Origin of the sequence: Marivita sp. (genome assembly GCF_017643905.1) — a bacterium.
In the GTDB taxonomy this organism is placed as follows: Bacteria; Pseudomonadota; Alphaproteobacteria; order Rhodobacterales; family Rhodobacteraceae; genus Marivita.
In genome coordinates, this window is the sequence record NZ_JAEPMO010000060.1 from 1 (window position 1) to 25844 (window position 25844).

Genomic DNA, 25844 nt, shown 5'->3' on the forward strand with positions numbered 1-25844 from the left:
CATTGCGCTTTCGGTGATCGAAGAAGGCAACATCTGGATGCAGGGGGCCACACTGGCGCTTGTCGGCATCATGGTCACGCTGGCGGTCTATGGCGCGGTGGCGGTGATCGTGAAGATGGACGATTTGGGCCTCTGGCTTTCGCAGGTGGGGCGGCTTGGGCTGACCCGTGCCTTGGGGCGCGGGATCGTCAAGTTCATGCCTTGGCTGCTCAAGATGCTGACCGTGGTGGGCACGGCGGCGATGCTCTGGGTCGGTGGATCGATCATCGTGCATTCCATCGCGCAGATGGGCTTGCATGGGCCCGAGGATGCCATCCACGACGTCGCGGTGGCCATCGGGGCAGGGCAGGCTTTTGTCGAATGGGCTGTGACGGCCGGCATCGACTTTGTTCTGGGTTTCATCTGGGGCCTGATCCTGATCCCGATCGGGGTCAAGATCGTCGGTCCGCTCTGGACGGCGGTGATGCCGAAAGGTGTCTGATGCGCGTTAATCCTGTCTTAACCCTGTTGTGGGTATGCAGGCGGGATGACGATACCTTCTTATCTTGATCCCGACACCTGGTTGCGCAACGTCTTTTCGGCCAAGGCGGTTGGTCGGGGCGGTGTGATCCACCGCGCGGCCCGAGATGTGGAACGGGTTGTCGGGCGCGACGCTTTCCTGCGCGAGGTGCAGCGGCGCGGGTTCACGCTGGTCGAAAACAGGGATCAATTGGTGGTGTTCTGCAACCGCGACCCTGTGCGCCTCATCGTGCAGCGCGATCCTTCGAGCCTGTCGCAGCGCGCCTGGCCGACAGGTCGGGACACGCATTTTCGGTAACATGCGAAGCGCACAACGCGTCAACGCGTTGTGTCGCTGCGTCGACGCAGCGCGCGCGACCACGTAACCCTATGTTGCGAAAACGGCTCAAGCCGTTTTCATGCTGCGTCGACGCAGCAGGGTCGGCAGGCTTCGGGTTTTGGTGCCTGAAACGCGTCAATGCGTTTCTTCCTTGCGTCGACGCAAGGTGGTCCTCGGCATCAGCGGGTCTGTAAGATTGCTAACGCGTCAACGCGTTCGGGCGATGCATCGATGCATCGCAGGCGGGCGGCCCCGATATTGGAGGCCGCCCAAAACCAGTTTACGCACGCGGGTCGGGCTGCCAGCGGCCCTCGACCAGATCTCGCGCCTTCTGCGCCACGGCCTCGGCGGTGATGCCGAACTTCTCGTAGAGCGTTTCCGCAGGGGCCGACGCCCCGAACCCGTGCATGCCGACAAAGCCCGACTTCTCGCGCTTGCCGCGCTCGCCGTAGAGCCAGCGGTCCCAACCAAAGCGGATGCCCGCCTCGACCGCGACGCGCACCGGGCCACCCGGCAACACGCGCTTGCGATAGGCTTCGTCCTGCTCCTCGAACAGCTCCCAGCAGGGCATCGACACCACCCGCGTGCCGATCCCTTCGGCGTGCAGGATATCACGCGCCGCCATCGCGATCTCGACCTCAGAGCCGGTCGCCATAAGGATCGCCTGACGCTTGCCCTCGGCATCGGCCAGCACATAGGCGCCTTGCGCCGTGAGGTTCTTGGTCTTGTGTTCGGTCCGGACCGTCGGCAGGTTCTGCCGGGTCAGCGACAGCACCGAAGGTGTCTTTGTCTGCGTGAATGCGATTTCCCAGGCTTCAGCGGTTTCCACCGTGTCGGCAGGACGGAACACCAGCGTGTTCGGCGTGGCGCGGCTGATCGCCAGATGTTCGACCGGCTGGTGGGTCGGGCCGTCTTCGCCCAGACCGATGCTGTCATGCGTCATCACGTAGACCGTCGGCACCTGCATCAAGGCCGAGAGGCGCATCGCAGGGCGGGCATAATCGGTGAAACACATGAACGTACCGCCATAGGGGCGGATGCCACCATGCAGCGCCATGCCGTTCATCGCCGAGGCCATGCCGTGTTCGCGAATGCCCCAGTACATGTAGCGGCCTTTGCGATTGTCCACGTCGAACACGCCAAGATCGCCGGTCTTGGTGTTGTTCGACCCGGTCAGGTCAGCCGAGCCGCCAAAGGTTTCCGGCAGGATCGGATTGACAACTTCAAGCACCATTTCCGAGCTTTTGCGCGTGGCCACTTTAGGCGCGCTTTCGCTGATCTGCTTTTTCAGCGCCTTGATGGTTGACGACAGCTTCTTCGGCGCTTCACCGGCCATCGTACGGGCGAATTCAGCCTGACGGGCCGTAGACATATCGGCCAAGCGTGCGTCCCAATCTGCACGGTCTGCCGCACCGCGACGACCGATTTCTTCCCAGGCTGACTTGATGTCGGCAGGCACTTCGAACGGACCGGTGGTCCATCCCCAAGCGGCCTTGGCGGCGGCGTTCTGGTCCGCGTTTGTCAGTGCGCCGTGACCCTTGGAGGTGTCCTGCGCCGCGTGACCCAGTGCGATATGTGTCTTGCACGCGATCATCGACGGGCGCTTGTCCGCCTTGGCCGCCGTGATGGCCGCGTCGATCTCTGCCGGATTATGACCGTCGATTTCCTGCACGTGCCAGCCCGCAGCGGTAAAGCGTGCAACCTGATCGGTGCGGTCGGACAGCTCAACCGTGCCATCGATGGTGATGTTGTTGTTGTCCCAGAAAACGATCAGCTTGGACAGCTCCTGACGTCCTGCAATGCCGATGGCTTCGTGGCTGACGCCCTCCATCAGGCACCCGTCGCCTGCGATCACGTATGTATAGTGATCGACCAGCTTTTTGCCGAAGCGCGCGCGCAGCGCTTCTTCCGCCATCGCAAAGCCAACCGAGTTGGCGATGCCCTGACCCAGCGGGCCGGTTGTGGTCTCGATCGCCTGTGCGAGAAAGTTCTCGGGATGGCCTGCGGTTTTCGCGCCCCATTGGCGGAAATTCTTGACTTGATCCAGCGTGATTTCGGGATCACCCACAAGGTAAAGCAGCGAATAGAGCAGCATCGATCCGTGACCCGCCGACAGGATGAACCGGTCGCGGTCGTGCCAGCCGGGATGGGCGGCGTCGAACTTGAGGTGCTTCTCGTAAAGCACGGTGGCAACATCCGCCATGCCGATGGGCATGCCCGAATGTCCGGAATTTGCGCCAGCCACGGCATCAAGCGTCAGCGCACGGATCGCAGCCGCCTTGTTCCAATGGTCGGGGTTCTGGGCTTTGAGGGTCTCGATATCCACGGGCCGTCTCGTCCTTCATGATGGGGGCAAAAGGGGTCGTTGAGGGCGCTCATACCAGCGTCAACGCAGAGTTCAAGCGGCACAGCCTTGCCATATGTGCATAAGGGGGCGCATTTTCGAACGCGGATTGTTAAACTTTCACATTAAGAGGACGGAGCGATTCGTTTCGAGAGCACGGAAAAATGCGTCTGGCGGTGTCTCGCCAACGGTGGGCGCACAACAAACGGGGATCAGGCAAATGACCCAAATTGACGAGTTGCAATATCGCATAACGGCCGCGCTGGACCGGGTGGCACAAGGTGTGGCCCGGCTGGAAGAGCGTGCGGCGCAGGCCGCTCCAGAGGTGCCCGCAGAGCCGGGAATCGACCCGGCAGAGGTGGCGCGCCTGCAGGATGCGCTGGACGAGGAAAAGCTGGCCAACGCCCAGTTGGAAGAGCGGGTGCGCAAGCTCCACGAAACCCACCGACAAGAGATCGAAGCGATCAAAGCAGCAGCGGCACCGGCACCAGCGGCACCCACGGTGGATGTGGCGGCGCTGGACCTGGATCTCCAGCGCCTGCGCCAGTCCAACGAGATGCTGCGCGCCACGAACGAAGAACTGCGCAAGGCACTGGCCGAGAATGTCGGCGAACCGCATCTGATCAACAAGGCGATGTTGGCCGAATTGGAAGGCCTGCGCGCCGCCCGCTCGGTCGAGGCGGCCGAGACCCGTGCGATCATCGCGTCCCTGACGCCGTTGCTTGAAGCTGCATCTGAAACCGAGGAGGCGAACTGATGCCCGAAGTCGAAATCACCATCGGCGGTCGCAGTTTTGATGTGGCCTGCCAGGAAGGCGAAGAGCAATACCTGCATTCTGCGGCCCGCATGCTCGACACCGAAGCACAGGTTCTGGCGCAGCAGGTCGGACGTATCCCCGAAGCGCGGATGCTCCTCATGGCGGGGCTGATGCTTGCGGACAAGACGGCGGGTCTTGAGGACAAGCTGCGCGAAAGCGAAGACCGTGCAGCCGCCTACCTGTCGGAACTGCGGGCGCTCAAGGACGCGCCGCCGCCCCAGCCGGAACGGATCGAGGTGCCGGTGGTGCCAACGGACGTGACCGAGTCGCTTCAGGAAATCGCGGCACGTGCCGAAGCTCTGGCCCGCGATGTGGAAGAAAAGGCAGTGTAGGGCGACACAGCCTCAGACCCAAACGCAAAACGGCGCCCATCAGGGCGCCGTTTGTCATTCGCGAGAAACGAACCGATCAGGAATTCGCTTCGCGGATCTTCTCGGCGGCGTCCTTGTCATAGCCGACGCCGTTCTCGTCAAAGAGCTGGTCCAATTCGCCCGAAAGGGTCATCTCGGTGATGATGTCGCAGCCACCGACGAATTCGCCTTTGACATAAAGCTGCGGGATCGTCGGCCAGTCGGAATATTCCTTGATGCCCTGACGGATATTTTCGTCCGCCAGCACGTTCACATCGGCATACTCGACACCCATGTAATTCAGCACGCCAGCCACCTTGCTCGAAAATCCGCATTGCGGCATCGTCTTGGTACCTTTCATGTAGAGCACCACGTCATTCGACTTCACGGTCTCTTCGATAATCTGTTTCGCATCAGTCATTCTCTTGCTCCATCTCTTCGCGGCGTTTCCGATCCTTACGGATATACGGCATGGTTGCGCCGACAGTTATCACAGTGACAAGGCCAATGGCTGCAAACATTGGCCAGGTGTTGGTCAGAAAGTCGATCATGCTGCGCCTGTGTGGCGGGCCGTTTCTGCCGGACGACACCACGTGGCATCGGCAAAAGGACCGATCGACAGGATCATCAGGATATTCCAGAGCCGCGCGGGCATCAGGCCGGTGCTTTCGTGGTGAGCGCCAGCGCGTGCAATTCGCCCTGCGATCCATCCATCTTGCCCTTGAGGGCGGCGTAGACGGCACGCTGCTGCTGGACCCGGTTCATGCCCTTGAAGCTTTCATCGATCACCTCGGCCGCGTAATGATTTCCGTCGCCGGCCAGATCGGTGATGGTGATCTTGGCGTTGGGAAACTCTGCGCGGATCAGGTCTTCGATTTCCTGCGCTTGCATGGCCATGGCGCTGCTCTCCGGTTGTGGACGTTGCAAAAGATGTATGCCGGGCTTTGGTATTCCGCAAGCCAGTGCTGAGGATCAGGCCGCCAGCGACACCCAGACCGGGACGTGATCCGACGGTTTCTCGCGTCCCCGCACCGCGCTTTCGATCCAGCACTCTGTCATCAAGTCGGCGCATTCGGGTGTAAGCAGGAAATGGTCGATGCGAATGCCGTTGTTCCGCTCCCATGCGCCCGCCTGATAATCCCAGAACGAATAATGCCCGTCACCTTGGTTGCAGGCGCGGAAGGCTTCGGTAAAGCCAAGGTTCAGAATGCGGCGGAAGGCAGCGCGCGACTCGGGCCGGAAGAGCGCGTCATCGGTCCATTGCTCGGGCTTGGCCGCGTCCTCTGCCTGTGGAATGATATTGTAGTCGCCCGCCATCAACGCTGGCATCTCGTCGGCCAGCAGGTCCCGCGCCCGCACCTCCAGCCGCTTCATCCAGTCCAGCTTGTACTCGTATTTCGGCCCCGGCGCCGGGTTTCCGTTGGGCAGGTAGAGCCCGCACACCCGCACGGCTTGCGTAGCCCCGATCACCGTCGCCTCGATCCAGCGCGCCTGTTCGTCGCTGTCGTCACCGGGAAGGCCGCGCGTGACATCTTCCAACGGCAGCTTGGACAGGATCGCCACGCCGTTGAACCCTTTCTGACCGTGGGTTTCCACGGTGTACCCCAAATCTTCCAGTTCTTGGCGCGGGAACGCCTCGTCCACCGATTTGATCTCCTGCAGCAGCGCGACATCCGGCGCGCTGTCGCGCAGCCAATCCGTCAGTGCGGGCAGGCGCGCCTTGATCCCGTTGATGTTGAACGTGGCGATTTTCATCTGATGTCTCCCCGATTGCTCCCTCTATCCCAAAGAGGACCGGTCCAGACAAGCGCCGATCGTGTCGAATCGAGTGACATTGGAGCCAGAGATTCGCGCCTCGACACGCTGCGGGACTTGCACAAACGGCATGCCATCTGTGCTCGCATGAACTTATCCCCAGAATTTTGAAGTCTGTTGATAACTTCAGGACCCATTCGACAGAAACAACCTATGAGTGAATCTTCATGTGGATAAGTCTTTTCGATACCCGTTTAACGATATTTTATCTTCTCAAATTCAATTTTTACGTGCCAGCCTCAGATCATCAAACCAGCCAGAGGAGGCAAACATGACCGCAGTTCGCAAACTTCAGATTACCAATAACCTTCTGCAAGATCAGCAAATTTCCGACATGCACGGTGGCGACGCAACAGCTTTGTTCACATCGGGTTCCGCGCCGTTCGCATCGACCGATGCACTAATGGGCGATGCCGTCGAGATGTTCACCTCCGGCTCTGCTCCGGCAACCAGCGCAACCGCTCTGATGGGCGATGCGACAGGCCTCTTCACATCCGGTTCCGCACCGACCACATCCGATGCCCGCACTGGTGATGCTGTCGAAGCGTTCACTTCCGGTTCGGCACCGACCACATCAGACGCTCGTACCGGCGACGCGGTCGAAATGTTCACTTCCGGCTCAGCGCCGACCGCATCGGACGCTCGTACGGGCGACGCCGTCGAAGCGTTCACCTCCGGCTCAGCGCCGGCCACATCCGATGCCCGCACCGGCGACGCTGTCGAAGCGTTCACTTCGGGTTCGAGCCCGGTGACCGCCGAAACCACAACCGATGGCGAGGGCTGCGCGCTTTTCACGTCCGGCTCTTGATCGACGCTTTGACCCGGGGCGGGGAGGCCTGTCCCTTGATACCCCCAAGGAGGATTGAACCATGACCAATGTCATCACTTTCACCCCCCCGTCCCGGATCACACCGCAAGAAGCGCGCCTTGGCGCGCTTCTGAGCTGCTTTGCCGAACACCGCCGCCATGGCGATGACGTGTTCTGGCTCAAGGAAAACGCCGAAATTCTGAACATTCTGGAATGCACGGGCACACGTCCGGGTGATGCCGCGCTCGACGCCTATGCGGAATTTTACCAATCGGTCGAAAAGCGCCTGCGCTTCTTTCCACAATACTACCGGTTCTTCCTGTCGATCACGCTCGACCTCGAAGACCTCGGTATGGCCGGAAACCACGGAGAGCGCATTGTCCATTGGGCGCAGGCCCGGGATTTGCCGCGCGCTGAACTGTCCGATCTGCAACGCATGGAAGCGCATCGGCTGATGGCACGGCGGGATATGGCGCCAAAGGGCGAGGACGCGACGCTGGAAGACCGCGCGCGCTACTTCATGGGACGGTCCGACACCTTCGCGTTGCCCAACAAGAAAGCCGCGTATGAGCTGACACATCTTGTGTTCTATCTCAGCGAATATGGCCGCTGCGACCCGCAGCTTGACGCCGACGCCAAGCGTAGCCTGCACTTTGCCGGAATCCTCGCATTCATCGAACAGAACGCCGATCTCTTGTCCGAGATTTGCATCGCGATGCATTACGCCGGAGACGTGCCGCCCGTGCTTTGGACCGATTGGCTGAAACGGGAAACGGCGCTCTTCACCGTGACCGATGGCCCATCCGTCAGCGTTCAGGACGATTACCACGAATTTCTGGTGTGCAACTGGCATCAGGCTTTGGTCGGCGATACCGCCTTCGCCAAGGGCTTTGTCTATGACCGGTTGCGGTTCGACCACAATGTCAGCCGCGCCACACCCATGCGCGAGATGTCAGAAGCGATGTTCAGCCTGGACGATGCCCGAAGCGGGGATTGGATCAGCATGCGTCTCTATATGGAAGACCGGCTGTCACCCGAGGCCATGCGCGTGCTTGAACAGGCCGAAACCTCGTCTAAACACTTCCAGGACTTCTTCCACGGCTTCGCCCGCGCCGAAACGCCGAACGCCTTGCACTGATGGGAAGAGGGCCGCAGCCCCCGATCCTTACATCGAAAAGCTTGTACCGCAGCCACAGGATGATGTGGCATTCGGGTTCTCGATCACGAACCGCGCGCCGATCAGTTCTTCGGAAAAGTCGATCACCGCGTTTGATAGAAACGGCAGGGACACCGAATCCACAACAACGCGTTCACCATGCCCTTCAAGCACAAGATCGTCTTCCGCCGGTTCATCCAGTTTGATCTCATACTGGAACCCGGAACAGCCACCGCCTTCAACCGCGATACGCAGGGCTTTGCCCTCGGCACTGGCGCCGATCTCGGACAAACGTTCGAACGCACGATCTGTCACTTTCGGTGGAAGCTGCATGTCACCCTCGGGTACGCTTTGAATTGTTCCGTGATCTGAATATAAGGGCAGTCGGGACAGGGAACAAGAACAGGCGGTCGAACATGACGGCGCAATTTGCATGCGATCCGGCCACGTCGCGCGGCAGGCTATACCCCGAAGAGGAAAGCGCCTTTCGCTCCTGTTTCCAGCGGGACCGGGATCGGATCATTCATGCCTCGGCATTTCGACGGCTCAAGCATAAGACACAGGTCTTCATCGAACACGAGGGCGATTACTTCCGCACGCGCCTGACCCATTCCATCGAAGTTGGACAGGTGGCGCGCACCATTTCCAAGACCTTGGGTCTTGATCTGGAACTGACCGAAGCCGTGGCGCTGGCGCATGATCTGGGGCACACGCCTTTTGGTCATACGGGGGAAGATGCGCTGGATGCGCTGATGCAGCCCTATGGCGGGTTCGATCACAACGCGCAGGAGATCCGCATCGTCACCGCCTTGGAACGGCACTACGCCGATTTCGACGGGTTGAACCTCACCTGGGAAACCCTTGAAGGCATTGCAAAACACAACGGTCCGGTGAAGCAGCCAATCCCGCACGCGCTGGCGGCGTATAACGCAAGGCACGATCTGGAACTGCACACCCATGCGAGCGCCGAGGCGCAGGTCGCGGCCTTGTCCGACGACATCGCCTACAACCACCACGACCTGCATGATGGCCTGCGGGCAGAGCTGTTCTCGACCGACGAACTGGCTGAGCTTCCGATCGTAAGTGATTGTTTTGCTGAAGTAGATCGCATCTACCCCGGCCTGAATTACTACCGCCGCCGCCATGAGGCGCTGCGCCGGTTCTTCGGCGTTCTGGTCAGCGATGTGATCACCGTAACCCGCGCCAATCTGAAAGAGCTCGACCCCAAATCGCCCGAGGACATCCGCGCGGCGGGGCGGATGAAGGTGCAATTCACCCCTGCGCTCTGGTCTGACCTCAAGGTGATCCGCGAATTCCTGTTCCACCGCATGTACCGCGCGCCCGGCGTGGTCGAGATGCGCGCACAGGTCACCAAGGTGATCAACGAACTCTTCCCGCTTTTTATGTCCGATCCGGCCCTTCTGCCCAAGCAATGGCGCAAGGATGTTGCAGAAATTGAAACCGAGACGGAACTCGCACGGCTTGTCGGGGATTACATAGCCGGGATGACCGACCGGTTTGCCCTGCAGGAGCATGCGCGCCTGACAGGCTCGGACGTGATTTCCGCAAGGTCATAAGAGGAAAACATCGTGGCAACACCTGCAGACGCCGGCATGAATCCGGTCACCGCCTTTGCTTTGGTCGGCGCTTTGGGCGTCGGAGCGCAATGGCTCGCGTGGCGGCTCAATCTTCCGGCGATCGTGTTGATGTTGCTGGCAGGACTTCTGGTGGGGCCCGTCTTTGGCATCCTTGATCCCTCTGTCGCAATGGGGGATCTGCTGCAACCGATTGTTGCGGTGGCCGTGGCAATCATCCTCTTCGAAGGGGGTCTGACGCTTAATTTCAAATCCCTGACCGATGCCGCCGTGGGAGTGAAAAGGCTGGTCATCATCGGCGGTCCGGTGGGCTGGCTGATGTCGGCATCTGTCCTGCACTATGCCGGCGGGCTGAGTTGGGCCACTTCGGCGGTCTTTGGCGGCATCATGATTGTCACAGGCCCGACCGTGATTGCACCACTCTTGCGTCAGGCGCGGTTGAAACGCCGACCGGCGGCGCTTTTACAATGGGAAGCCATCGTCAACGACCCGGCAGGTGCCCTCGCGGCCGTTCTCGCCTTCGAGGTGGTGCTTGTTTGGCAGACCGCGACCACGGTAGAACAGGCCATCACAGAACTTGCCATCGGTATCGTCGTCGCCACTCTGGTTGGCCTTGCCGCCGGTTGGGGCATTGCGAAATCCTTCTCCAGCGGGTGGGTGCCGGAATACATGAAGGTGCCGGTCCTGTTTGTCAGCGTTCTGGCAGCGTTTGCAGCGTCCGACTCGCTCTTGCATGAAAGCGGGCTGCTGGCGGTGACGATCATGGGCGTCTGGATCGCCAACGCGCACCTTCCCAGCCATGCCGAAATGCACCGCTTCAAGGAACACGCAACGATCCTGCTCGTGTCGGGCGTGTTCATCCTGCTGGCCGCCAACATGACCCGCGAAACGCTCTTTGCCATGAATTGGCAGACCTTGGCGACCGTGGTCGCGGTGATCCTGATCGCACGACCTTTGACGGTGCTGGTCTCACTCGCGTTTTCGAACGTGCCGTGGGCCGAACGCCTGCTGGTGGCTTTCACCGGCCCGCGTGGCGTCGTGCTGGTTGCCGTGGCGGGGCTGTTCGGGGACCGTCTGGTGCAAGCCGGGATCGAAGACGCGGCGCAGGTTTCATCGCTCGCATTCGCGCTGGTCGCAGGCACCGTGGTCTTGCATGGCTTCACGCTGAAACCTTTCGCGCGGTTTCTCGGCCTCAATGCATCCAGCACACCCGTCGTGCTGCTTGTGGGCGGTAACCGCTGGACGGTGGAGTTCGGAACGCTGCTGAAAAAGCTCGACCTTCCGGTGATGATCTCGGACCCGAACCGCAGCCATCTGCGCGACGCGCGCGAGGCGGGATTGCAGATCTACACCGGGGATATTCTGTCCGAGGGGGCGGAACACCGACTGGACCTGATGGCCTATGAAACCGTGATCGTGGCCACCGACAATGACGCTTACAACACACTTGTCGCAACTGACCTTGCGCCAGAATTCGGGCGCGAAAACGTCTATCAGTTGAATCGCGAAAAAGCAGATTCATCCCGATATGCGCTCCCACCCAAACTGGGGGGGCGGGCCATCGGTGCAGGCGAGACCTACTGGCAGGTGCAACGCCGCATGTGGGACGGTTGGGAATTCCGCTCCACCACATTGTCTGAGGAATTCACCCTGGAGGATTGGTACAAGACCCATCCAGAAGGCATCCCGATTGCCGATATCGGCCCGCGCGGCACGCTGCGCATTCTGGGGCCGAAGGACACGCCCAAGGACGCGCGCGGAACCCGTCTGATCGCCATGCTCCCGATGAAAGAGCATCGCGCCAAAGTCGAAGAGCAAGCCTGAGGTTTGACGCCGCCCGCCAAGGTGGTAGAGGACGTCCCGAACAAAGGACGTGTGACATGAACCTCTTCTCCGATATCCGGGCGCTTGTGATCGACAGCCTGAACGCGATGGTGGCGGACGGTGCGCTGCCCGACGGTCTTGATTTTGCCAACGTGACGGTCGAACCGCCGCGCGACCCGCTGCATGGCGACATGGCCACCAATGCCGCAATGGTGCTGGCAAAACCTGCCGGTGCCAAACCGCGCGACATCGCAGAGGCTCTGGCAGCCAAGCTGGCCAATGACCCGCGCGTTTCAAGCGCCGAGGTGGCAGGTCCGGGCTTTCTCAATATGCGGCTCGGAGATGCGGTCTGGCAGACATTGCCCAAAGCGATCCTGACTGACGGGATGGCCTATGGCAAATCCGATATGGGGCAGGGCAAGAAGGTCAACGTCGAATACGTGTCCGCCAACCCCACAGGCCCGCTGCATGTCGGTCACACGCGGGGCGCGGTGTTTGGCGATGCATTGGCGTCGCTGCTCGATTACGCGGGCTATGACGTCACGCGGGAGTATTACATCAACGATGGGGGCGCACAGGTCGATGTGCTCGCCCGGTCGGTCTACCTGCGGTATCAGGAAGCGCATGATCTGAGCGTCGACTGGCCCGAGGGCAGCTATCCAGGCGATTATCTGATCGAGGTGGGTGAGGCGCTCAAATCCAAGGTCGGTGACAAGTTCCTCGAGGCCCCCGAAGAAGAGTGGCTGGAAGAGGTCCGCAACTTCGCCACCGACGCCATGATGGAGCTGATCCGGCACGATCTCGCTTTGCTGGGTGTCGAGATGGATCGCTTCTTCAGCGAAAAATCTCTGTATGGCACCGGGCTTATCGAAGCGGCCATCAAGTCGCTGGACGACAAGGGCCTGATCTACCGGGGCACGCTGGAACCGCCCAAGGGAAAAACACCCGAGGATTGGGAACCGCGCGAACAGACTCTGTTCAAATCCACCGCCCATGGCGATGACGTGGACCGCCCGATCATGAAGTCGGACGGCAGCTGGACCTATTTCGCGCCGGACATCGCCTATCACTATGACAAGGTGCAGCGCGGTTATGACCTGTTGATCGACGTCTTCGGCGCCGATCATGGCGGCTATGTCAAACGGATGAAAGCGGCAGTCAGCGCGCTGTCCGATGGCAAGACGCCGCTCGACATCAAGCTGACGCAGCTGGTGAAGCTGTTCAAGAACGGTGAGCCGTTCAAGATGTCCAAGCGGGCAGGGACCTTTGTCACCCTGCGCGACGTGGTCGATCAGGTCGGCCCCGACGTCACGCGGTTCCACATGCTGACCCGCAAGAACGACGCGCCGTTGGATTTCGATTTCGACAAGGTGTTGGAGCAATCCAAGGACAACCCGGTCTTTTACGTGCAATACGCCAATGCACGGGTAAATTCGGTGCTGCGCAAAGCAATCGAAGCAGGAGTTGCGGTCGACGATGCTACATTGGCCAAGGTCGATCTGTCCGGCATGACCCACGAAAGCGAACTCGCCGTGGCGCGCAAGCTGGCCGAATGGCCGCGTCTGGTCGAGATCGCAGCCCGCACAAACGAGCCGCACCGGGTTGCATTCTACCTCTATGAACTCGCGTCGGATCTGCACGCACTTTACAACAAGGGTAACGATGTTCCCGAACTGCGCTTTTTGCAGGAAGGCAACACCAATGCCACACAGGCGAAAATCGCCCTCGCGCGGTCCGTCTCTGTTGTTATTTCCGCTGGCCTTGGTATCTTGGGTGTCACTCCGGTTGAAGAAATGCGCTGACAAAAGCGCCGTGGCCGGTTGAGGCAAAGGCAAGAAACCACCGGTGGCAACGTCCGCCGGACAATGAGGCGGACATGGCAGACATGCATATGACGGGCCCCGCACGCGGGGAAGGGACGTCTGGCAACCTGGCCACGACAGCCAATTGGCTGGGCGCGGCCATGTCGCTGGCACTGGTGATTGGTGTGGCAGTTTGGGGATACCGGTTGATCATGCGCGACGTTTCGGGCGTGCCCGTGGTTCGGGCGATTGAAGGCCCGATGCGCGTCGCTCCGGAGAATCCCGGTGGACAGATCGCGCGCCACGAAGGTTTGGCGGTGAACGACGTCGCCGGACTTGGCACCTCGGCGCCGCCGCCGGATCAGATCGTTCTGGCCCCACGTCCGCTTGATATCACCGAAGACGATATGATCGTGACCGAGATCACGGACACACGCGCGCTCACTCCGCAGGAAGAAGTTGCGCTTGCAGCACTTCAGCAGGATGCCGCAACGCAGGCTCCGGCACTGTCGCTGACCGGTATCGCGAATGCAGATGACCCGATCAAGGCGTTGGCCGATCAGATCGCGGCAAACGCAACGCCCTTCACGGAAATCGCCCCGGCGCCCGGAACTGGCGTGTTCGACAGCACGGCCGAAACGGAAGAGCTGGCGTCCGCGGACGTCATTCCGCAGTCGGTTCCCGGTGTCGCGCGGTCGTTGCGGCCAGCGCAGCGCCCCGCGGGACTTCAACTCGCATCCCTGTCGTCCCCAGCGGCGCGGGATGTGTCCGCTGGCGTCGCGGAACGAGACCCTAGTGCCATTCCGGCAGGCACCCGTCTGGTGCAATTCGGCGCGTTTGACAGTCCTGAAATCGCCCGCGAGCAATGGACGAAGCTGTCGGCCCGGTTTGGCGAATACCTTGGCGACAAGGAGCGCGTGATCGAAGAAGCCACCTCTGGCGGTCGTGTGTTTTACCGCCTGCGCGCACATGGGTTCGAGGACCTGAGCGAGTCGCGGCGCTTCTGCGCTGCCCTTGTTGCCGAGGGTGCGGACTGCATCCCCGTGGTCAGCCGGTGACATCCAAACCGTTCGGAGCGGCCATTTTCGGCTGTGATGGCGTGCGCTTGTCCAAGGAAGAGCGCGCATTTTTTGCCGATGCCAATCCGTTTGGGTTCATCCTGTTCGTCCGCAATCTCGAAAGCGCGGATCAGATTCGCGCTTTGACATCGGACCTACGCGCAGCAGTCGGCTGGACCGCCCCCATCTTCATCGATCAGGAGGGCGGCCGCGTGCAAAGGTTGCGGGCGCCATTGGTCACCGAGTGGCTGCCGCCATTGGATCATGTGACACTGTTGGGCCCCAATGCCGAAGCGGGCATGCGCCTGCGCTACCGGATCATCGCGCATGAACTGATGGCGCTTGGCATTGACGCGAACTGCGCACCGATTCTGGATATCGCCCGCCCCGAGACCCATCCTTTCCTGCGCAACCGGTGCTACGGTTCAAATCTTGACCACGTGGTAAAAATTGGCCGCGCTGTGGTCGAAGGCCACGAGCAGGGCGGTGTGTTCCCAGTGATCAAACACATTCCCGGCCACGGTCTTGCGCAGATGGACAGCCACCTTGACCTGCCGCGCATCGACGTGCCCGCGGACACGCTGGATCAGGTCGACTTCGCGGCCTTCCGCCCCTTTGCTGATGTGGCCATGGGGATGACGGCGCATCTGGTTTACAGCGCGTTTTGCGAAACAGGACCCGCCACGACCTCGCCGACGATGATCCGACGCATCCGCAGTGATCTGGGCTTTACCGGCCTGCTGATGACCGACGACATCGGCATGCAGGCGCTCTCGGGCAGCGTCCCCGAACGGGGCGCTGCATCCATCGCCGCTGGCTGCGACGTGATCCTGCACTGCAACGGAGATCTGGCCGAACGCATTGCCCTGATGGACCGCGTTGGCACGATGCCCGACGCCAGCCAATCCCGTGCCGAGGCCGCGCTGGCGCGTCGAACCCAGCCTCAGGATGTTGACATTGCCGCCCTAAAAACCAAGCTTGCGGAACTGGAGCAAGGGCGCGGTGCATGAACGATGCGACATCGGACATTTTTGAAAACTCAGTCGCGGATCGGCTGGCGGCGGAAGCGCTGATCGTTGATGTTGACGGTTTCGAAGGCCCGCTTGACCTGCTTCTGACACTCAGCCGCACTCAGAAAGTCGACCTGCGCAAGATATCTGTCCTGGAACTGGCGCGGCAATATCTGGGCTTTGTCGAGAAGGCCAAGGCGCTGCGCATCGAACTGGCCGCCGATTACCTTGTGATGGCAGCGTGGCTCGCGTTTCTCAAATCCCGCCTGTTGCTGCCACCCGATCCCACCGAAGACGGCCCGTCCGGCGAAGACCTTGCCGCACATCTGGCGTTTCAGTTGGAACGATTGCAGGCGATGCGCGATGTGGCCGCGAAGCTGATGGCCCGTGATCAGTTGGGCCGCGATTTCTTTGCCCGCGGGATCACTCAAGACGTCGAACGGGTACGCAAGGTCGAATACACCGCAACGCTGCTTGACCTGATGCAAGGCTATGCCCGCATCCGCACCAAGGACGAATTCCGCCCTTTCGTGATGAACCGAGACGCGGTCTTCACCATGGAACAGGCGCTGGAGCGGATGCGCGGGCTGATCGGCTTTGCCGGGTCTTGGACCGACATTTCAAGCTATATGCCGGACGGTTGGGATGCCGACCCGGTGCGCTGGCGGTCGGCCACGGCTGCGACCTTTGCCGCGTCCTTGGAACTTGCAAAGGAAGGCAAGGTCGAGCTGCGCCAATCCGACACCTTCGCGCCCATTGAACTGCGCCGGAGAGACGGACGATGACCGACGACACCGATATCGACACCGAAGTCGAGAAAAGCCTCTTCGAAGCCCCGCCCATGGGCGAGCAGGAACGCATGGTCGAAGCGATCCTCTTTGCCACGGCCGAACCTGTCACGGTCAAGGATCTCAACGACCGCATGCCGCACGGATCAGATGCCGCCGAGGCGCTGGTCTACCTACGCAAACGCTACGAGGGCAGGGGTGTGAACGTGGTCAAGGTGGGCGATGCCTGGGCCATCCGCACGGCACCGGACCTTGGGTTTCTGATGCAAAAGGAAACGGTCGAAACCCGCAAACTCAGCCGTGCCGCCATCGAAACGCTGGCGATCATCGCCTACCACCAGCCCGTCACCCGCGCCGAGATCGAAGAAATCCGCGGCGTGTCGGTCAGCCGCGGAACGGTGGATCAGCTTCTGGAAATGGAGTGGATTCGCTTTGGCCGACGCAAGATGACGCCCGGTCGCCCGGTGACATTTGTTGTGACGCAGGACTTTTTGGACCATTTCGGCCTCGAATCCGCGCGCGACCTTCCAGGGCTCAAGGAATTGCGGGCCGCTGGCCTGCTGGAAAACCGCCCGCCACCCGGAACGCTTCCGCAGATGGGCGAAGGCGACGTGGATTCCGAGGAAGAGACCGTAGAGGGCCAGTCCGAACTCTTCGAGGACTGAGCGTTTTTCCGTTAACGGAAAGATACGATGCGTCGACCCATCGCGCGCCCAAACCGACCGGTTTTTCGCGAAAAGATGCGCATTTCCTGAAACAATGCCTGAAAATCGTCGCATTTGTCGCCTATCTCCCCCCTGAGGCAGACGCAGCAAATGGAGGACGACATGAACCTCAATCAGATTATCAACATGGTTATGCGCACAGTGATACGCCGTGTGATCAATTCCGGCATCAACGCTGGCATGAATGCCGGCCAGAACGCTCTGGCCAAGCGAAAGAAGCCTGTAGAGGCTCAGAAGCAAAATCCGCGCGGTTAAACCGCCGCAAAGTGTTTGGACAGCTTCAACCCCTGTCCCTGATAATTCGATGCGATCCCCGCGCCATAAAGCTGGCTCGGGGATTGATCCATTTTCTCATAGACCAAACGGCCGACGATCTGCCCGTGCTCCAGCACAAAAGGCGCCTCATGACAGCGCACCTCAAGCACGCCGCGTGAGCCTGTGCCACCGGCCGCATCATGACCGAAACCGGGATCAAAGAACCCGGCATAATGCACGCGAAACTCCCCGACCATCGCAAGGAATGGTGCCATTTCGGCGGCATAGTCGGGTGGGATATGCACGGCTTCCCGGCTCACAAGGATGTAGAACGCATCCGGATCAAGGATGATCTGACCATTTGTTGTCCGTACCTCTTCCCAGAAATCGGACGGCGCGTAATGCCCCAGCTTGTCGAGGTCGATCACCCCGGTATGCGGTTTGGCGCGATAGCCCACCAGATCGCCTGTTTGAGGCTTCAGATCGACGGAAAAACCCAACCCGTCGCTTGTCACCGCTGGTCCACCCGTCACCAATGTTTGCTCTTCATGCAACGCCCGCAGCGTGGCGTCTGACAGCACAGACTGACCATTGCGGAACCGGATCTGATTAAGGCGCATGCCCGGACGCACCAGCACGGAAAACGAGCGAGGGCAGATCTCGGCATAGAGCGGACCGGAATAGCCGGGGACCACGCGGTCGAATTCTGTGCCTTCATCGGTGATGGTTCGCGTCAACAGATCAAGTCGCCCGGTCGAGCTTTTGGCATTGGCGACTGCAGAGATGTCGGAGGGCAGGGCAAGCCGCTCCATCAATGGCACAAGGTAGACACAGCCTTTTTCCAGCACCGCGCCCCCCTCAAGGGAAATCCGGTGCATTTCGAAATTGGCAAGACGGTCTTCAACCCGCCGACCCTTGCCTGCGAGGAATGACGCACGCACGCGGTAGGCGATATTTCCCAAGCGCAGATCAAGACTGGCGGGTTGGACCTGTCCTTCGACAAAGGGCGTCGACGCTGTAATGACACGCCGGTCCATCAGACCCGTGATTTGCTGATTGGCCAAAACACCTGTCATCGGAACCCCCTTCGTCGCAGTTCGTCTTGCATAGCAAGCCGTTGCGCCCCGTGCGAGGCGTTTTTCCCCACATCTTGCAGAGAACGCGGAATTGATAGCTGTGTGTTGATTGGTCGGGCTAGCAGGACTTGAACCTGCGACCTTCCGTCCCCCAGACGGACGCGCTACCAGGCTGCGCTATAGCCCGACTGCGGCCTGTCATAACGGTTTTGCTCCGGGCCGCAAGTGCGAATTTCGACCGCTCGGCGCTTGAGGGTGTTATCGCACACGGGCTTTCAATTGCTCCAGAATCGGCGCGATCTGTGCCGCCTGATCAGCCGACAGACGCGATATGCGCGCGAGATGGGTCAGCGCGCTTGGAATCGGCTCTGCCGGCGCGGCCACAGCCGGTGCGGCTATCTCTTCCACAACATCTTTGGGTGCCCCGGTCTCTTCTGCCGCCACGCGATCTGCCAACGACCGTTGAAGAAAGCCGGGCAGCGCGGTCTGCGGTTCTGGCGGTGGGGCAGGCGTCACCTCGGGTTCCCGCGCAACCTCTGGCTCAGGCTCTGGCTCTAAAGGGGCAGCCTCTTCCACGAATTGAGCCACAGCAATTTCTGGTTCTTCGGTTACCGGAACCAGTGGTTCCGAAACCTCCGCTTCGGCCATGGCAACAGGCTCGTCGTCCCCGACTGAAAGCGCCTCGACGGTTTCCTCGGAAATCTCTTCCTCGACGACCGGCTCCGCCATTGTGGGTTCCGGTTTCGCAAAAGGCACGACCGTATCAACCGGCTCGGCTTCGACCGCTTCGTCGAGATAGGCGAGATCCGCTTCTTCCTCTTCGCTCAAGCTTAATTCACAAAGCGAAGAAACGTGTTTAATGCCTTGTTCACGCAGAATTTTCTGAACGCCCTTGATGGTCATGCCGTCATCATGGAGAAGCTTCTTGATGCCTCCCAGTAGGCGCATATCCGCAGGGCGATAGTATCGACGCCCGCCCGCACGTTTGACGGGTTTCACCTGCGTAAACTTGCTTTCCCAGAACCGCAGAACGTGGGCCGGGGTGTCCAGCCACTCTGCCACTTCGCTGATTGTGCGGAAGGCGTCTGCGGATTTGCTCATGCGGTCAGCCCTTGTTGCCAGCCGCCACGCGGTCCTTCATCAGATGAGAGGGACGGAAGGTGAGCACACGACGCGGATTGATGGGAACCTCTTCGCCGGTCTTCGGGTTGCGCCCGACACGCGCCGCCTTGTCGCGGATGGAGAATGTCCCGAAGGATGATATCTTGACTTGCTCACCCGCAACCAAAGCGTCGGACAGGTGGTTCAGCACCGTCTCGACCAAATCCGCGCTTTCATTTCGCGACAGCCCTACCTCGCGAAACACGGCTTCGCTAAGGTCCATACGCGTCAGTGTCTTTTGTCCCATTGCACAAACCTCCCCGGTTCAGAGCAGCATGCGCTTTGAGATTTTCCGAGTCAATATCAACGGCTTGCAGGTGGCTATTTAGAAAGGTTTTTTGCCTACCAGCGCAGAACAACAGCGCCCCAGGCCAAACCACCCCCGATCGCCTCGGTCACCACCACGTCGCCGCGTTTGATTTGACCGCGTTCCACACCCACGGACAGGGCCAGAGGAATCGAGGCAGCAGAGGTGTTGCCGTGGTCCTGCACGGTGACCACAACGTTGTCCATCGACAAGCCGAGTTTCTTGGCGGTGCCCTGAATGATGCGGATATTGGCCTGATGTGGGACGATCCAATCCACGTCCGCATTGGCGATTCCGGCTTTCTCCATCGCGGTGGTCGCGGTTTGGGCCAGTTTTTCCACCGCATGCCGGAAGACTTCCTTGCCCTGCATGCGCAGAAAGCCGGTGGTCTGGGTGCTGACGCCGCCATCGACGTAGAGAATATCGCGGTGCTGCCCGTCGGAATTCAGATCTACCGACAGGATGCCCCGGTCGGTCTTGTCGCCGATTCCGTCCTGCGCTTCGAGGATCACAGCGCCCGAGCCGTCACCGAACAGAACGCAGGTGGACCGGTCGGACCAGTCCATGATGCGGCTGAAGGTTTCCGCCCCGATCACCATGATCCGCTTGGCCTGACCTGACACGATCAGCGCGTTGGCATTGGCCACGGCATAGATGAACCCGGCGCAGACAGCCTGCACGTCATAGGCAAAGCCCCGGTTCATGCCCAGAGCGGCCTGAACCATGGTCGCGGCAGAGGGGAATGTCAGGTCGGCCGTGGAGGTGGCCAGCACGATGGCGTCCAGATCATTCGCCGTCAGCCCGGCATCGGCAAGCGCGTTTCTGGCTGCCTTGGTGGCCAGATCCGACGTGGTCTCGCCTTCAGCCGCAAAGTGCCGCCGTTCGATCCCGGAGCGGGACTTGATCCACTCGTCGGACGTGTCCAGCGTTGCCTCGAATTCGGAATTCGGGACCACGCGCTCGGGCAGGTAATGACCCAGCCCGACGACAACCGAACGTATGGTCATTTCGGGCTCTCCTCGTCAGTTTTTTTATTATCTTCGATGATCGTGGTCGCGCTTTCGGTGATCGACGCAAGGCGCGCGGCCAACCGTTCGGAAAAGCCCGATTGCGCGAGTTGTACCGCCAGCTTGATCGCGGCAGACACGCCTGTCTCGTCCGCCGATCCATGGGATTTCACGACCGTTCCGTTCAGACCCAAGAATACACCGCCATTCACACGGCGCGGGTCGATCTTTTTCTTGAGACGTCGCAGCGATGTCAGAGCCAAGAGCGAGGCCAGCCGCGACAGGGGCGAGTAGGCGAACGCTTCCTTGAGACGATCTCCGATCAGCGACGCCGTGCCTTCGCCGGTTTTCAGGGCGATATTGCCGGTGAAGCCATCGGTGACGATCACATCACAGGCCTCACCGGGAATATCGCCACCTTCGACAAATCCAACAAAATCGAATTGCGCTTTCTCGGCCATCCGGGCGATCAGCTCATGCGCCTCTTTCAGCTCGGCCTTGCCCTTGTGCTCTTCGGTGCCAACATTGAGCAGGCCGACACGCGGCCGCTCCAGCCGAAGGCCGTTGCGGGCGTATGACACACCCATCAAAGCGTATTGCAGCAGGTCTTGGGCATCGGCACGCACATCGGCGCCAACGTCCAACATCACATTGAAACCCTGCGGATTGCGCGACGGCCACAGAATCGCAATAGCTGGGCGGTTCACCCCCGGCAATTTGCGCAAACGGATCATCGACACCGCCATCAGCGCGCCCGTGTTGCCACAGGACACCGCGACCGTCGCTTCCTTGTTGCGGACCGCTTCGATCGCTGCCCACATGGACGTGTCCTGACCGTGCCGCACGATCTGGCTGGGTTTGTCTTCCATCGACACAACGCCCGAGGCATCCCTGATCTCGCAGCGTCCGGCCAGTGCCTTCGTCCGCTCGATCAGCTTTGCGAGTTTTTCTTCGGGTCCGTGAACGAGGAACCGGATATCCGGATTCGCCTTCGCAGAACGAGACATGCCGGAGACTACAGCCTCCGGCCCCAGATCGCCGCCCATGGCGTCGATAGATAGCACGATTGGCGTTTTCCCCACCTTGTTATGATCCTGCAACGAGGTCATGCGGAGGGTTTCGCCCAATCGTGACTTATGCCGCGTCTTCGTCCAGGTCGATTTCGTCGGCCTGTGCAATCACTTCGCGGTCTGCGTAGTGGCCGCAGGACGGACATACGTGGTGCGGACGCTTGAGTTCGCCGCAGTTGGAGCACTCGTTCGGATTAGCAGCAACCAGAGCGTCATGTGCGCGACGGTTGTTGCGACGCGACTTGGATACTTTGTTCTGTTGGACAGCCATGTCTCAACCTCAATTGTCTATAATCTGTGGCATGCTCGCCATGCCGCGTTTTGGGTGTGTCCGGCCTCTTAAGGGGAAACCGGGCCGGGTGACAACCCCACCTCAGATGAAGGCGCGAACATAGGGGCAATCGTGAAATCCGCAAGCGTTTTCTGGCGGGTTTCTTTACGAGTTTTCATCGAACCGATCCCGCAAGGCGGCAAGACCAGCGAACGGCTTGGTGTCCTCGTCTTTGAGTGGTGCCACGCCGTCCTCTGTGAACACGGCTTCCCCCAGTTCGGCATTTTCGGACCGGGGGTAAAGCGGCAGGGCCAGCAGAAGCGATTCGACCATGACATCCTGCGCCGAGATAATCGTACCCAGGGGTTCGGCACTGGTGTCCTCTGGCATCTCTGATTCCGAACCGGGTTCAACATCGTCGAAATACTCGGCAGGCAGATACCGCCGCTCCACCGGTTCATCGATCCGGGTGGTCACCGGATCAAGCGTCACGACGCAAGGCTGCACCACGGTCGCACCTAGCTGCCCCGTCAAGGCCCATCCACGCGCGCCTGTTGGCGAAATCTCGCCGGTAAAGCGCAATTTCTTCACGCCCAGCACATTTAGCTGCGCCGCAATCTTGGCCCGAACCTCTGCATCGGGCTGCAAGTCGAACGGAGTTTCCCGCCGGCTCGACAGGTCGCTGACGCGAAATTCTCCGGGTTTCAGAACCTGTTGTGGCATATCTTGTGTGCACCCTTTGCTTGAACGCAGGCCCAAGGCCGTGTAATCGGGATAAAAGGCAGCGAACGCCAACGCAAGAGAGGCGCCATGCAGGGCATCAAATCGACAGTCAGGATCGGGCTAGTGACGCTCCTGTGCATTGCCCTTGCCGGCTGCACGGCCCGCTACCGCACGCATGGTTATGTCCCCTCCGAAGATGAATTGCAGCAGATCGTCCCCGGCGTCGACACGCGGGGCACGGTCGAGGATCTGATCGGCGTTCCTTCAACCTCGGGAACTCTGAACGAATCCGGTTTCTACTACATCGAAAGCGATGTCCGGCACTTCGCCTGGAAAGCACCGGAAGTTGTCGACCGCGAGGTTCTGGCCATCACCTTCGATTCAGCAGGCGTGGTCCAGAACATCGAACGCTTTGGTCTCGAAGACGGTCAGGTCGTACCGCTTGCGCGTCGGATCACCCGGTCGGGCGACGGGGACATCAGCTTCATCCGCAAACTCTTCGGCAATATCGGCGGATTGAACGCAGCCGACTTCCTGAACTGATGGATTTGGCGGCGGCGGCGTATCCCGTCGCGGCTGAGACAGCCCCCGTGTCGCTGTGCCTGAACGGCCACCGCGCCGTCATCAGCGACGCCCCCGAGGTGCGCCGCGCCGCGCTTGCCATGCGCGCCAAGGCGTTTCGCCACGGGTTGGACGATGAAGACGCGTTTGACGACGGGTTTCTGCATGGCGTTGTCTGGTCCGGGAAAGACACGCCGCGTGTGGCCTTCCGCGTCCGCCTTATCCACGATGCTGCGGATTTGGGCGGCAGCTACACGGGACAGTTCTACGATCTTGCACCGCTGCGTGCCCATCCGGGTGCCTATCTTGAATTGGGTCGGTTCTGTCAGGCCGAAGGGCCGACCGATGTGATTGCGTTGCGGTTGGCATGGGCGGCGCTTGGCGTTCTTGTGGATCGCAACGGCGTGGGCATGATGATGGGCTGCAGCTCATTTCCCGGTGCCGACCCTGAGCCCCATCTTCCGGCGCTGGCCGCATTGCACGCACACCATCTCGGCCCGGACAGGCTTCGCCCGAAACGTCTGTCTTCGCTGTCCGTCGATCTGCCCCGGACAGGTGCCGTCACAAACAGCTTACCGAACCTGCTGCGCAGTTATCTGGGCATGGGCGGCTGGGTCAGTGACCATGCGGTTCGGGACCTCCAGCTCGACACGTTGCACGTCTTCACAGGTCTTGCCGTCGACGCCATGCCGGAAGCCCGCAAGGCGCGGTTGCGCGCCGTCGCACGCGCCGCGCAGGTCGATACCACCAACCCCCTTGACCTTGCGCGCGCCGCGCCGTAGCGCGGCGGCATGGCCGTCATTCCTCTTCTCCAGCTCAACGACATCTCGCTGACCTTCGGTGGTGAGCCGGTGTTCCATGATCTCAGCCTTGTGGTGCAGCCCGGGGACCGCGTTGCGCTTGTGGGGCGAAACGGGTCGGGCAAATCCACCCTGATGAAAGTGATGGCCGGGCGCGTCGAAGCCGACAAGGGAGACCGCATCGTGCCGCCGGGCATCAGCACCGGTTACATGGAACAGGACCCCGATCTCAGCGCGTTCGCAACGCTTGGCGACTATGCAATGCATGGGCTTGATCCTTCAGAACTCTACAAGGTGGAGCGTGCGGGCGAGGGGCTCAAATTCGATCCCGCCCGCGCGGTCGAGACCGCTTCAGGCGGCGAACGCCGTCGCGCGGCGCTGGCGCGGCTGATGGCGCAGGACCCGGACTTGATGCTGCTCGACGAACCCACCAACCACCTCGACATCGAGGCGATTGGGTGGCTCGAAGACGAATTGAAGCGCACCCGCAAAGGGTTTGTTTTGATCAGCCACGACCGTCGCTTCCTGACCGAACTCACCCGAGCAACGCTCTGGATCGACCGGGGAGAGGTGCGGCGGCAGGAAAAGGGATTTGCCACATTCGAGGCCTGGCGGGACAAGACCTGGGAAGATGAAGATCTTCAGCGCCACAAAATGGACCGCAAGATCAAGTCCGAGGCACGTTGGGCTGTCGAGGGAATCAGCGCCCGGCGCAAGCGCAACATGGGACGCGTCCGCGCCCTGCAGGACCTGCGCGGCGAACGCGCCGCGATGATCCGGCGCCAGGACACCGCCGCGATGGAACTCGCCTCCGGTCCGAAATCCGGCCGCAAGGTGATCGAGGCGGTGGGCGTGACCCAGAGCTTTGGCGACCCCCAGAACGTCCGCACTTTTTCGCTGACCGTGCCGCGCGGCGACCGGGTGGCTTTTGTCGGCCCGAACGGAATCGGCAAAACCACCCTGATCCGCATGCTGATGGGCGAAATCGCTCCGGACGAGGGCACGGTCAAGCTTGGCACCAATCTGGTGCCTGCCGTCTTTGACCAGACCCGGGCACAGTTGAACGAAGACCTGAGCCTTTGGGAAAACCTGACCGGCGATCCCGAAATGCGGGTGTCGGGCAAGGCGGATCAGATCATGGTCCGCGGCGCGCCGAAACACGTGGTGGGATACCTCAAGGAATTTCTCTTCGACGAACGGCAAGCGCGTGCGCCGGTGCGGTCCCTGTCAGGCGGAGAAAAGGCGCGGCTGCTTCTGGCACGGATCATGGCCCGGGAGTCGAACCTTCTGGTCCTGGACGAACCGACCAACGATCTTGATGTCGAAACGCTCGACCTCTTGCAGGATCTTTTGGGTGACTATGACGGCACAGTCCTTCTGATCAGCCACGACCGCGATTTTCTTGACCGCGTGGCGTCAACCACCGTTGCGATGGAGAGGCGGGGCCGCGCCACCGTTTATGCCGGGGGATGGAGCGATTATCGCGCACAGAGGGGCGACGATGAGGCCGAAAACGCGACGATGAAACCCGTGTCGAAACCGGTTTCGAAACCTGTTTCGGCACCGAAATCGAAATCCGGCCTAAGCTTCACCGAAAAACACCGGCTGGAAGAGTTGCCCGCCGAGATCGACCGCCTGACAGCCGAAATTGCCAAGCTGGAAGAGCTGATGTCCGATCCAAAC

Annotated in this window: 30 protein-coding genes and 1 tRNA gene; 17 read left to right on the forward strand and 14 right to left on the reverse strand. The window is 60.8% G+C overall.

Annotated elements, in window-relative coordinates:
* Together JJ869_RS11075 and JJ869_RS11080 are read left to right on the forward strand one after the other, a co-directional pair.
* Window positions 1-481, forward strand: a 481-nt coding sequence (locus JJ869_RS11075; protein ID WP_292267159.1) for a DUF808 family protein, incomplete at its 5' end; no start/stop codon positions are given.
* A 45-nt stretch (window positions 482-526) separates the two neighbouring features.
* Window positions 527-817 (forward strand): hypothetical protein, encoded by a 291-nt coding sequence (locus JJ869_RS11080; RefSeq protein WP_292267162.1) that lies wholly within the window; start codon window positions 527-529, stop codon window positions 815-817.
* A gap of 301 nt (window positions 818-1118) precedes the next feature.
* Here JJ869_RS11080 and tkt read toward each other — a convergent pair whose 3' ends face one another.
* A complete protein-coding gene (gene tkt, locus JJ869_RS11085; protein ID WP_292267165.1) occupies window positions 1119-3164 on the reverse strand; it encodes a transketolase in 2046 nt (681 codons plus the stop codon).
* A gap of 238 nt (window positions 3165-3402) precedes the next feature.
* Here tkt and JJ869_RS11090 point away from each other — a divergent pair, with 238 nt between their 5' ends.
* On the forward strand, window positions 3403-3939 hold the full coding sequence (locus JJ869_RS11090; RefSeq protein WP_292267166.1) for a hypothetical protein: 537 nt from the start codon (window positions 3403-3405) through the stop codon (window positions 3937-3939).
* Window positions 3939-4331 carry a cell division protein ZapA gene (locus JJ869_RS11095; protein ID WP_292267168.1) on the forward strand — a complete coding sequence of 131 codons (393 nt, stop codon included), beginning with the start codon at window positions 3939-3941 and terminating at the stop codon, window positions 4329-4331. Before JJ869_RS11090 ends, JJ869_RS11095 begins: the two co-directional genes overlap by 1 nt.
* Before the next feature lie 76 nt (window positions 4332-4407).
* Here JJ869_RS11095 and grxD read toward each other — a convergent pair whose 3' ends face one another.
* From grxD to xth, 4 genes are all read right to left on the reverse strand, one after another.
* Complete coding sequence (gene grxD / locus JJ869_RS11100; RefSeq protein WP_292267169.1) at window positions 4408-4770, reverse strand: Grx4 family monothiol glutaredoxin; 363 nt, start codon at window positions 4768-4770, stop codon at window positions 4408-4410.
* A complete protein-coding gene (locus JJ869_RS11105; protein ID WP_292267171.1) occupies window positions 4763-4900 on the reverse strand; it encodes a hypothetical protein in 138 nt (45 codons plus the stop codon). Before JJ869_RS11105 ends, grxD begins: the two co-directional genes overlap by 8 nt.
* Before the next feature lie 103 nt (window positions 4901-5003).
* Window positions 5004-5246 carry a BolA family transcriptional regulator gene (locus JJ869_RS11110; protein ID WP_292267173.1) on the reverse strand — a complete coding sequence of 81 codons (243 nt, stop codon included), beginning with the start codon at window positions 5244-5246 and terminating at the stop codon, window positions 5004-5006.
* 75 nt (window positions 5247-5321) lie between these two features.
* Entirely contained in the window at window positions 5322-6104 is a 783-nt protein-coding gene (gene xth / locus JJ869_RS11115) for an exodeoxyribonuclease III (protein ID WP_292267175.1), read from the reverse strand.
* Window positions 6105-6435: 331 nt separating this feature from the next.
* Here xth and JJ869_RS11120 point away from each other — a divergent pair, with 331 nt between their 5' ends.
* Entirely contained in the window at window positions 6436-6972 is a 537-nt protein-coding gene (locus JJ869_RS11120) for a DUF6749 domain-containing protein (protein WP_292267177.1), read from the forward strand.
* A gap of 61 nt (window positions 6973-7033) precedes the next feature.
* Entirely contained in the window at window positions 7034-8110 is a 1077-nt protein-coding gene (locus tag JJ869_RS11125) for a hypothetical protein (protein ID WP_292267179.1), read from the forward strand.
* Window positions 8111-8137: 27 nt separating this feature from the next.
* Here JJ869_RS11125 and JJ869_RS11130 read toward each other — a convergent pair whose 3' ends face one another.
* Window positions 8138-8461, reverse strand: a complete 324-nt coding sequence (locus JJ869_RS11130) for an iron-sulfur cluster assembly accessory protein (RefSeq protein WP_292267181.1) — start codon at window positions 8459-8461, stop codon at window positions 8138-8140.
* Window positions 8462-8544: 83 nt separating this feature from the next.
* Here JJ869_RS11130 and JJ869_RS11135 point away from each other — a divergent pair, with 83 nt between their 5' ends.
* The 8 genes from JJ869_RS11135 to JJ869_RS11170 all read left to right on the forward strand — a co-directional run bounded on the left by JJ869_RS11135 (window position 8545) and on the right by JJ869_RS11170 (window position 17185).
* A complete protein-coding gene (locus JJ869_RS11135; protein WP_292267184.1) occupies window positions 8545-9705 on the forward strand; it encodes a deoxyguanosinetriphosphate triphosphohydrolase in 1161 nt (386 codons plus the stop codon).
* Between the two features lie 36 nt (window positions 9706-9741).
* Window positions 9742-11547, forward strand: a complete 1806-nt coding sequence (locus tag JJ869_RS11140) for a sodium:proton antiporter (RefSeq protein ID WP_292267226.1) — start codon at window positions 9742-9744, stop codon at window positions 11545-11547.
* Between the two features lie 56 nt (window positions 11548-11603).
* Window positions 11604-13349, forward strand: coding sequence for an arginine--tRNA ligase (gene argS / locus JJ869_RS11145; RefSeq protein WP_292267186.1), 1746 nt, complete (start codon window positions 11604-11606; stop codon window positions 13347-13349).
* A 74-nt stretch (window positions 13350-13423) separates the two neighbouring features.
* The gene (locus tag JJ869_RS11150; protein WP_292267189.1) at window positions 13424-14407 is read left to right on the forward strand and encodes an SPOR domain-containing protein; all 984 of its coding nucleotides are present in this window, start codon (window positions 13424-13426) and stop codon (window positions 14405-14407) included.
* The gene (locus JJ869_RS11155; protein ID WP_292267192.1) at window positions 14404-15417 is read left to right on the forward strand and encodes a glycoside hydrolase family 3 N-terminal domain-containing protein; all 1014 of its coding nucleotides are present in this window, start codon (window positions 14404-14406) and stop codon (window positions 15415-15417) included. Before JJ869_RS11150 ends, JJ869_RS11155 begins: the two co-directional genes overlap by 4 nt.
* Entirely contained in the window at window positions 15414-16202 is a 789-nt protein-coding gene (locus JJ869_RS11160) for a ScpA family protein (protein ID WP_292267194.1), read from the forward strand. Before JJ869_RS11155 ends, JJ869_RS11160 begins: the two co-directional genes overlap by 4 nt.
* On the forward strand, window positions 16199-16870 hold the full coding sequence (scpB, locus tag JJ869_RS11165; RefSeq protein ID WP_292267198.1) for an SMC-Scp complex subunit ScpB: 672 nt from the start codon (window positions 16199-16201) through the stop codon (window positions 16868-16870). Before JJ869_RS11160 ends, scpB begins: the two co-directional genes overlap by 4 nt.
* Before the next feature lie 162 nt (window positions 16871-17032).
* Window positions 17033-17185: a hypothetical protein gene (locus JJ869_RS11170; RefSeq protein WP_292267200.1), complete on the forward strand. Its 153-nt coding sequence runs from the start codon at window positions 17033-17035 to the stop codon at window positions 17183-17185.
* On the opposite strand, the gene JJ869_RS11175 is transcribed toward JJ869_RS11170, so the two are convergent.
* The 8 genes from JJ869_RS11175 to JJ869_RS11210 form a co-directional block, all read right to left on the reverse strand.
* On the reverse strand, window positions 17182-18261 hold the full coding sequence (locus JJ869_RS11175; protein ID WP_292267203.1) for a 2'-deoxycytidine 5'-triphosphate deaminase: 1080 nt from the start codon (window positions 18259-18261) through the stop codon (window positions 17182-17184). The two genes, JJ869_RS11170 and JJ869_RS11175, sit on opposite strands and share 4 nt — an antisense overlap.
* Before the next feature lie 110 nt (window positions 18262-18371).
* A tRNA-Pro gene (locus JJ869_RS11180) sits at window positions 18372-18448 on the reverse strand.
* Between the two features lie 71 nt (window positions 18449-18519).
* Window positions 18520-19362, reverse strand: coding sequence for a MerR family transcriptional regulator (locus JJ869_RS11185; RefSeq protein ID WP_292267206.1), 843 nt, complete (start codon window positions 19360-19362; stop codon window positions 18520-18522).
* 4 nt (window positions 19363-19366) lie between these two features.
* Entirely contained in the window at window positions 19367-19669 is a 303-nt protein-coding gene (gene ihfA, locus JJ869_RS11190) for an integration host factor subunit alpha (protein ID WP_292267209.1), read from the reverse strand.
* 95 nt (window positions 19670-19764) lie between these two features.
* Entirely contained in the window at window positions 19765-20736 is a 972-nt protein-coding gene (locus JJ869_RS11195; RefSeq protein WP_292267212.1) for a beta-ketoacyl-ACP synthase III, read from the reverse strand.
* Window positions 20733-21845: a phosphate acyltransferase PlsX gene (plsX, locus tag JJ869_RS11200; RefSeq protein ID WP_292267213.1), complete on the reverse strand. Its 1113-nt coding sequence runs from the start codon at window positions 21843-21845 to the stop codon at window positions 20733-20735. The genes JJ869_RS11195 and plsX overlap by 4 nt, the downstream gene beginning before the upstream one ends.
* 25 nt (window positions 21846-21870) lie before the next feature.
* Window positions 21871-22077, reverse strand: coding sequence for a 50S ribosomal protein L32 (gene rpmF, locus JJ869_RS11205; protein ID WP_085630687.1), 207 nt, complete (start codon window positions 22075-22077; stop codon window positions 21871-21873).
* A 165-nt stretch (window positions 22078-22242) separates the two neighbouring features.
* On the reverse strand, window positions 22243-22800 hold the full coding sequence (locus JJ869_RS11210) for a DUF177 domain-containing protein (protein WP_292267216.1): 558 nt from the start codon (window positions 22798-22800) through the stop codon (window positions 22243-22245).
* Window positions 22801-22887: 87 nt separating this feature from the next.
* Here JJ869_RS11210 and bamE point away from each other — a divergent pair, with 87 nt between their 5' ends.
* The 3 genes from bamE to JJ869_RS11225 all read left to right on the forward strand — a co-directional run.
* Window positions 22888-23343 (forward strand): outer membrane protein assembly factor BamE, encoded by a 456-nt coding sequence (gene bamE, locus JJ869_RS11215; protein WP_292267219.1) that lies wholly within the window; start codon window positions 22888-22890, stop codon window positions 23341-23343.
* A complete protein-coding gene (locus tag JJ869_RS11220) occupies window positions 23343-24143 on the forward strand; it encodes a GNAT family N-acyltransferase (protein ID WP_292267221.1) in 801 nt (266 codons plus the stop codon). The genes bamE and JJ869_RS11220 overlap by 1 nt, the downstream gene beginning before the upstream one ends.
* 9 nt (window positions 24144-24152) lie before the next feature.
* Window positions 24153-25844 (forward strand): ABC-F family ATP-binding cassette domain-containing protein (locus tag JJ869_RS11225; protein WP_292267224.1); only part of this gene is annotated, 1692 nt, incomplete at its 3' end.

Excerpts from the sequence above, each read along its gene's own strand:
- JJ869_RS11080 (WP_292267162.1), top strand. The coding sequence starts at position 527 with ATGACGATACCTTCTTATCTTGATCCCGACACCTGGTTGCGCAACGTC.
- JJ869_RS11090 (WP_292267166.1), top strand. The coding sequence starts at position 3,403 with ATGACCCAAATTGACGAGTTGCAATATCGCATAACGGCCGCGCTGGAC.
- JJ869_RS11095 (WP_292267168.1), top strand. The coding sequence starts at position 3,939 with ATGCCCGAAGTCGAAATCACCATCGGCGGTCGCAGTTTTGATGTGGCC.
- grxD (WP_292267169.1), bottom strand. The coding sequence starts at position 4,770 with ATGACTGATGCGAAACAGATTATCGAAGAGACCGTGAAGTCGAATGAC.
- JJ869_RS11105 (WP_292267171.1), bottom strand. The coding sequence starts at position 4,900 with ATGATCGACTTTCTGACCAACACCTGGCCAATGTTTGCAGCCATTGGC.
- JJ869_RS11110 (WP_292267173.1), bottom strand. The coding sequence starts at position 5,246 with ATGGCCATGCAAGCGCAGGAAATCGAAGACCTGATCCGCGCAGAGTTT.
- xth (WP_292267175.1), bottom strand. The coding sequence starts at position 6,104 with ATGAAAATCGCCACGTTCAACATCAACGGGATCAAGGCGCGCCTGCCC.
- JJ869_RS11120 (WP_292267177.1), top strand. The coding sequence starts at position 6,436 with ATGACCGCAGTTCGCAAACTTCAGATTACCAATAACCTTCTGCAAGAT.
- JJ869_RS11125 (WP_292267179.1), top strand. The coding sequence starts at position 7,034 with ATGACCAATGTCATCACTTTCACCCCCCCGTCCCGGATCACACCGCAA.
- JJ869_RS11130 (WP_292267181.1), bottom strand. The coding sequence starts at position 8,461 with ATGCAGCTTCCACCGAAAGTGACAGATCGTGCGTTCGAACGTTTGTCC.
- JJ869_RS11135 (WP_292267184.1), top strand. The coding sequence starts at position 8,545 with ATGACGGCGCAATTTGCATGCGATCCGGCCACGTCGCGCGGCAGGCTA.
- JJ869_RS11140 (WP_292267226.1), top strand. The coding sequence starts at position 9,742 with ATGAATCCGGTCACCGCCTTTGCTTTGGTCGGCGCTTTGGGCGTCGGA.
- argS (WP_292267186.1), top strand. The coding sequence starts at position 11,604 with ATGAACCTCTTCTCCGATATCCGGGCGCTTGTGATCGACAGCCTGAAC.
- JJ869_RS11150 (WP_292267189.1), top strand. The coding sequence starts at position 13,424 with ATGGCAGACATGCATATGACGGGCCCCGCACGCGGGGAAGGGACGTCT.
- JJ869_RS11160 (WP_292267194.1), top strand. The coding sequence starts at position 15,414 with ATGAACGATGCGACATCGGACATTTTTGAAAACTCAGTCGCGGATCGG.
- scpB (WP_292267198.1), top strand. The coding sequence starts at position 16,199 with ATGACCGACGACACCGATATCGACACCGAAGTCGAGAAAAGCCTCTTC.
- JJ869_RS11170 (WP_292267200.1), top strand. The coding sequence starts at position 17,033 with ATGAACCTCAATCAGATTATCAACATGGTTATGCGCACAGTGATACGC.
- JJ869_RS11175 (WP_292267203.1), bottom strand. The coding sequence starts at position 18,261 with ATGACAGGTGTTTTGGCCAATCAGCAAATCACGGGTCTGATGGACCGG.
- JJ869_RS11185 (WP_292267206.1), bottom strand. The coding sequence starts at position 19,362 with ATGAGCAAATCCGCAGACGCCTTCCGCACAATCAGCGAAGTGGCAGAG.
- ihfA (WP_292267209.1), bottom strand. The coding sequence starts at position 19,669 with ATGGGACAAAAGACACTGACGCGTATGGACCTTAGCGAAGCCGTGTTT.
- JJ869_RS11195 (WP_292267212.1), bottom strand. The coding sequence starts at position 20,736 with ATGACCATACGTTCGGTTGTCGTCGGGCTGGGTCATTACCTGCCCGAG.
- plsX (WP_292267213.1), bottom strand. The coding sequence starts at position 21,845 with ATGACCTCGTTGCAGGATCATAACAAGGTGGGGAAAACGCCAATCGTG.
- rpmF (WP_085630687.1), bottom strand. The coding sequence starts at position 22,077 with ATGGCTGTCCAACAGAACAAAGTATCCAAGTCGCGTCGCAACAACCGT.
- JJ869_RS11210 (WP_292267216.1), bottom strand. The coding sequence starts at position 22,800 with ATGCCACAACAGGTTCTGAAACCCGGAGAATTTCGCGTCAGCGACCTG.
- bamE (WP_292267219.1), top strand. The coding sequence starts at position 22,888 with ATGCAGGGCATCAAATCGACAGTCAGGATCGGGCTAGTGACGCTCCTG.
- JJ869_RS11220 (WP_292267221.1), top strand. The coding sequence starts at position 23,343 with ATGGATTTGGCGGCGGCGGCGTATCCCGTCGCGGCTGAGACAGCCCCC.